This is a genomic window from Cellulomonas biazotea, from assembly GCF_004306155.1.
Lineage (GTDB): Bacteria > Actinomycetota > Actinomycetes > Actinomycetales > Cellulomonadaceae > Cellulomonas > Cellulomonas biazotea.
The window spans coordinates 1-6,125 of record NZ_BIMR01000131.1; the positions used below are offsets into that span (position 1 = coordinate 1).

At 74.9% G+C, this 6,125-nt stretch carries 3 protein-coding genes and 1 pseudogene; 1 reads left to right on the forward strand and 3 read right to left on the reverse strand.

What is annotated here, in order from left to right; all coding sequences use genetic code 11:
* Positions 1 to 66 precede the first annotated feature (66 nt).
* The 3 genes from CBZ_RS21985 to CBZ_RS09815 form a co-directional block, all read right to left on the reverse strand.
* Positions 67 to 4,218, reverse strand: a complete 4,152-nt coding sequence (locus tag CBZ_RS21985; RefSeq protein WP_130781379.1) for a S8 family serine peptidase — start codon at positions 4,216 to 4,218, stop codon at positions 67 to 69.
* A gap of 179 nt (positions 4,219 to 4,397) precedes the next feature.
* Positions 4,398 to 4,982, reverse strand: a complete 585-nt coding sequence (locus CBZ_RS09810; protein ID WP_130781380.1) for a protein-L-isoaspartate O-methyltransferase family protein — start codon at positions 4,980 to 4,982, stop codon at positions 4,398 to 4,400.
* Positions 4,983 to 5,005: 23 nt separating this feature from the next.
* The gene (locus tag CBZ_RS09815; RefSeq protein WP_130781381.1) at positions 5,006 to 5,431 is read right to left on the reverse strand and encodes a hypothetical protein; all 426 of its coding nucleotides are present in this window, start codon (positions 5,429 to 5,431) and stop codon (positions 5,006 to 5,008) included.
* Positions 5,432 to 5,680: 249 nt separating this feature from the next.
* Between CBZ_RS09815 and CBZ_RS09820 the strand changes: the two are divergent.
* Positions 5,681 to 6,125, forward strand: a pseudogene (locus CBZ_RS09820) (hypothetical protein); the annotation flags it as partial.

Sequence of the window (6,125 nt, forward strand, 5' to 3'; positions counted from 1 at the left end):
CCGCCCGGGGGCGCGCCCCCGAGGGTGGAACCGCAGGTCAGGGCTGCGTGAGCGGCCCGGCCGACGTCAGGACCGCGTCACGGTGAGGCTGTGCGCGGTCGCCGTGGGCAGGTACCCCTTGTCGCCGCCGTACAGCGCGGTGACGTAGCCGCCGGCCTTCACGGCGGGCAGCGTGACGGTCGCGGAGCCGTCGACCAGCGCGACGGTCTTCACCGTCGTGAGGTTGAGCAGCACCGTGACCTTGCCGGTGGGCGCCGGGGCGCCCGCCGCACCGCTGACCGTGACGGTGACCGTCGGCGTCGAGCCCTTGACGACGGTCCACGACTCGGTGGACAGCGCCGCCTTCGCGACCGCCGGCGTCACCCGGTACGAGCGCTGCGACTTCGACGTGTCGACGTCCGCGCTGCCCGTGTAGACGGCGGTGAGCTGGTGGCTCCCGACGGCCAGGTCCTGCGGCAGGGCGACGGTCGCCGTGCCGACGAGCCCGGTGACGGCGAGCGTGCCCGTCCCGAGGACCTTGCTGCCCTCCCGGACCTCGACGGTGCCGGCGGGCGCCGCCGTCGACCCGGTGACGGTGACGGTCGCGGTCACCGCGGTGCCGAACGGCCCCGAGTTGCGCGACAGCGTGATCGCGGTGGACGACCCGGACTTCTTGAGGTCGACGGTGACGACCGGCGAGGTCGACGCCGCGAACAGCGCGCTGTCGGGCGTGAAGACCGCCGTGAGCGCGTGCGACCCGGCACCGAGGCGCACCTTCGCGGTGGCCTTGCCGCCGGTCACGGCGCCGGTCGCGACCTCCGTCTCGCCGTCGAGGAACCGGACGGTGCCGGTGGCCTCCGCGGGGGCGACGGTCGCCGTGAGCGTGAGCTCCTGGCCGGCCTTCGACGCACCACTGGCCTTGAGCGTCGTGGTGGTCGCCGTCGGCTCCGGCACCGTCACGTCGACGACCTGCGCACGGGACGCGGCGTCGGCGTTGAGGTGCTGCAGCACGAGCAGCTTGCCGGAGGTGGCACCGGCGGACCGGTGCACCGGGATGGCGGTGTCACCCGTGCCGAGCGTGGAGAAGGACCCGGCGATGTCGTTCTCGAACCAGAACGGCGGTGCGAACGGGTCGATCGTGAACGGGTCGGCCTCGTCGGCGACCGGCGGGGTGACCGCGTAGTCCGGCGAGTTGGTCCACGCCGTGATCGTCGGCGTCGTGCCCGGGGTGAGCTCGAGCGCCGCGAGGGTCACGGGAGCGACGAGCACGTTGCTGTCGAACACGCCCGCCTCGACGTCGCCCCAGAACCCGTTGACCGGCCACTGGTCGACCAGGTCGCCCGAGTCGAAGTCGTACGTGTTCGCGAGCGTGATGTCGGTGTCCGGCACCTTCTGCACCGCGGTCTGGAACTCGGGGGTCCCGTCGCCGTTGGCGTCGATGTCGAACACGGGCACCCAGTTCAGGCCCAGGCTGGCCCACTCGCCGTCGGTCGCGAGACCGAGCCCGAGCACGCCCTCGGCGGCCGGGTCGCCACCGGCGGCCGCGACCTCGGGAGCGGTGGACGCCCAGCCGACGTACCGGATGTCGGACGCGGCGAGCGTCGACTCCGACGTGACGACACCGGTCGGGGTCGCGTCACGCCGCGCGTCGGTCGCACCGAGGACCAGCGGCGTCGTGAGGGAGTACCAGCCACCCTCGGCGACACCCCGGCCGTCGAGCTCCAGCGCGGCGGTCTCGGCCGCCGGGTCGGCGAACGCCACCGGCTTCGCGGTGAGGTCGCTGACCAGACGCGGCGCGGCCTGCACCGGGACGCGCAGCTCCTGCGACCCGGAGGTCAGGACGAGCCGTCCGGAGACCTCGGAGACGTACTCGCGCGGCACGCCTGCCGTGACGGCCTCGGACGTCGGGTCGAGGTCGCGCGACAGCCCCGCCGGGTCGGCCGTGAGCGTCAGGGTGACGATCGCCTGACCGCCCGCGGGCAGCGTGAACGACGCGGGCGTCGCGGTGATGGACGCGTCCCCGGTCGTCGTGGCCGTGGTCACCGACGTGCTGTACCGGGCGCTCGCGGAGCCGAGGTTCTTCACCGTGACCGTCTTCTTCTGCACGACGGTCTCGGCACCGACCTCGACGACCCCGAACGACACGGACGTCTGCTTCGGGTCCTGCGTGTTGTAGGCGATGACGTTCGTGCCGACGGCCTGGACGGCGTCGACGCGGCCCGAGCCGACGCGGCGCGGCCCGTAGGCGTCGCCCGTCTGCTGCTGCCCGGTCCACACGTCGTGCGTCGCCGTGTTGACGACGGCCGCCTTGACCTGCGTGGCGTCCCACGAGGGGTGCGCGCTGCGGACGAGCGCCGCGATGCCCGCGACGTGCGGCGAGGCCATCGAGGTGCCGGACAGGGAGTGCGGCTCGTTGCCGGTGCCGGACGCCGCCGAGAAGATCAGCGTGCCGGGTGCGGCGACGTCGGGCTTCGCGTGCCCGAGCGAGCCGTGCTCACCGCGCGACGAGCCCGGGTTGAGCGCGTCGCCCGCGAGGTCCGCGACGACCGCGCCGGCGAGCGACGGGCCGATGTGGACGCTGAGCGTCCCGGCCGTGATCTCCGGCAGCAGCGCGTCGGTCGCGGACGCGGTGAGCTGCGCACCCGGGATGGCGGCGTTGCCGGAGATGCCCGCGGCGAACACGGTCTGCTCGGTGGGCAGCAGCACGCCGACCGCACCGGCGGCCTGCGCGTTGCCGAACCGGGCGACGGAGCCGCAGCGGCGGGTGGCGTCGTCGTCGTCCCACCACAGGTAGGCGATCTTGCCGGCGACCGCGGCCGCCTGGGCCGGGGTGAACGGCTGGCAGCCGTCGAACGTCGCGGCGACGAACCCGACCGGGGCGGTCACGTCGGCGCCGGCGTAGGCGACGGAGTTCTGCCCGGCGTGCAGGCCGAGGAGCGAGGCGTCGGACGCCGCGGTGACCTCGATGCCGTCGTACGTCTGCGGCGCGCCGACCGAGTTCGCGACGGTGAGCGCACCCGCGGCGTTGCCCGGGGAGCCGCCGATGTCGGTGATGTCGCCCGCGTTGCCCGCGGAGTTCACGACGACCGTGCCGAGCGCGACGAGCGCGTCGACGATGAGCGTGTCGGGGTCGTCGGCGGGGGCGCCGTCGGAGCCGAGCGACATGTTGACGACGTCGAGCCGGTCGCCGAAGTCGCCGTCGCCGTTCGGGTCGGCCGCGCGGTCGAGCGCGAGCGACGTCAGCTCGGTGGAGCCGCCGATGTCGCCGAAGACCTTGAACGCGTACAGGCCCGCCTCGGGCGCGGTGCCCGGGCCGACCTGCCAGTCCGCGACGGACGTCAGGCCGGAGTAGTCGCCCTCGAACGTCGTGCCGTCGGGCACGACGCCGTAGCCGGCGGCGGTGCCCGCGACGTGCGTGCCGTGGCCGACGTTGTCCGAGGTGTAGGGCGAGTCGATCGGGTTGTCGTCGGGCGTCGGGAACGGCTGCGAGCCGGGCAGCGGGTCGCTGCTGGGGTCGTACAGCGGCCCGGCGAAGTCGTACCCGCCGAGGAACTTCTCGGGGTCGAACGAGCCCGCCGGCACCGGCTGCGACCCGTCCTCGCCGTACGCGGCCTCGTAGCCCTCGACCGTGCCGGGGCCGCCGAAGTCGGCGTGCGTGTAGTCGAGGCCGGTGTCGATGACGCCGACGCGCACGCCCTCGCCGGTCTGGCCGGTGTTCTGCCAGGCCTCCAGCGCGCGCGTGAACTCGACCTGGTGCGCGTTGTCGACGGTCTTGCGCGCGACGCGGTACAGCGCCACGACGTCGGGGCTCGCGGCGAGCTCGCGGATCTGCGCGGCGTCGCCCGTGACGAGCGTGCCCGCGACGAGGTTGGTGAGCGTCGCGATGCGCTGCGGCGCCGCGGCCTTCGCGGACCGGGCCGACTGCTCCTGCGGGACGACGTCCTGCGCGAGCTCCTCGGTCTCGGCGGCCTGCGCCTGCACCTGGGCGGGGGTGCCGCCCTCGGCGACGACGTCGGCGCCGGACTTCGCGTCGAGCTGGACGAACGCGGTCACCCGACCCTCGGCCTGCTGCAGGTCGAGGCTGACCCGGCCGGAGGCGCGGGCGTCGAGACGGTCCGGGTCGCCCGCGACCGGGGTGTCCGGTGGTGGCGCCGCCGCCGCGGCCTGCGCGCCGAGGACGGCGGTGCCGAGGGTGACGGACAGGGCGGTGATCGCGGCGAGCAACGGACGACGTGACATGGGCACATCCCTGGTTCGAGAGGACCGACGCGCGCCCGGCCGCGACGCGCCTCCTGCGTCGGCGATACCGGGTGCCTCGTGCACGTTACTGACCAGTCACGAGATTCGTCACCCCTGTGCATGCCTGTCGTGTTGGTCGGTTTTCCCGACCGGACCCGCAGCGGCCGCCGGTGACCGGGTCAGCGCAGGGGGACGAACGTGTACGAGCCGTGCGTGCTGACCTCGACGTGGGCGCCGTGGCGCTCGACGAGCAGCATGGTCGAGCGCACCGGGATGACCATGCGTCCGCCGTCGGCGACCTGGTCGACGAGGGCCTGCGGGAGCTCGCGCGGTGCGGCGGACACCAGCACGCGGTCCCACCCGCCGGGGACGACCCGGCCCAGGACGCCGGGCTGCGCCTGCTCGACGACCGCCCACGGCATCTCCCACGCGGCGACGTTGAGGCCGCCCCACGCGGCGAGGCGGGCGTCGAGCTCGAGCCCGAGCACCTGGCCGGTCGGCCCGACCAGCCGGGCGAGCAGCGCGGTCGTCCAGCCGGAACCGCTGCCGACGTCGAGCACGCGCGCGCCGACGGGCACCTGGAGCAGGCGCAGCATCGCGGCGACGGTGCTGGGCTGCGAGCTCGTCTGGCCGTGCCACAGGGGGAGGGGGTGGTCCTCGCCGGCGCGGGCGCGCTGCTCGGGCGGGAGGAAGTGGGCGCGCGCGAGCGTGCGCATGGCCTCGTCGACGTCGTCGGCGCGGGCGGGATCGGGTCCGACGCCCATCTGCCGAGCCTACGGCGCGGCGGTCAGCCGAGGGGAGGTGCTCCGGCGGCGACGGCGGGGACCTGGCCGGTGACCGTGGCGACGACCGGGATCTGGCCGGTGAGCGCGACGACGGGGATCTGGCCCGTCAGCGCGGCGACGACGGGGATCTGACCGGTGAGCGGTCCGGTGCGGGCGACGTCGGCCGCGGCGGGTGCGGGCGTGAACGCGCGCTTGCGTCCGGGGCGGCCGGGGGTGCGGCGCTGCTCGATGCCGTCGAGGGTGGTCGCGCGCCACACGGCGCCGCCGTTGAGCCGCCCGTCGGGGGGCGGCAGCCACGGCACCTTGCGGGACAGCCACACGCGGATGGTGGAGTGCTCGACGCCGAGCCGCGCGGCCAGGCGGCCGATGTCGTAGAGGTCGTCGAGGCCACCCGTGGCGGGGGTCGGGGCAGGGGCGTCGGCGGGCACGCGGGAAGCCTACGGGACGCGAGGGCCCCCAACTGTCGCGCTTGCGTGACGAATGCCACACCACCAATCTTCGGCCGGTCGCGCATGTCCGAAACGCCCGAAATGGCATTTCGGCGCGCCCCTGACCAGGGGGAACGCGCTTCCCCTCGGCAAGCCTGTGAATTCTGTGACGATGCCGTGACGGGATCGGCACACGATCCCCGCCTCAAGTGTCATGAGCGACCGTCCGACTCACTTAACGTGAAACGCGTGAGTGACAGATTGCCGATCCCGGCGCGTCGGTCGCGGGGCGGCAAGCACGTCGCGCCGCGCACCGCCGCCACCCCCGTCGTCCCGTCCGCCACCCCCGCGCCCACCGGCGCCACCGACCCCGCGCCCACCGGCGCGACCCGCAGCACCACCGACCGTCCGCGTCGCGCCGCACACTCGGCCGCGACCCCGGTGGTCACGCTCTCGCACGCCTCGTCGACCGCCTCGTCGACCGCCCTGGCGCCGACCGCCGGCGTCCCTACCGACACCGCCGCGACGCGCGCCGTCCTGCACCGCGGCACCCAGCACCGTCTGCACCTGCTGCCCCGCGGGGGCGGCCTCGGTGCCCGGCTCGCGCAGGGTGCCGTCGTCGCGGTGCTCGCGCTCGCCCTCGGCGGCACCGTGACCGCCGCCGCCTCGGCGCGCGCCGAGCAGACGCAGGCCG

Bases quoted from the DNA above. Each gene is read 5' to 3' on its own strand.
- CBZ_RS21985 (WP_130781379.1), bottom strand. From the start codon at position 4,218: ATGTCACGTCGTCCGTTGCTCGCCGCGATCACCGCCCTGTCCGTCACC.
- CBZ_RS09810 (WP_130781380.1), bottom strand. From the start codon at position 4,982: ATGGGCGTCGGACCCGATCCCGCCCGCGCCGACGACGTCGACGAGGCC.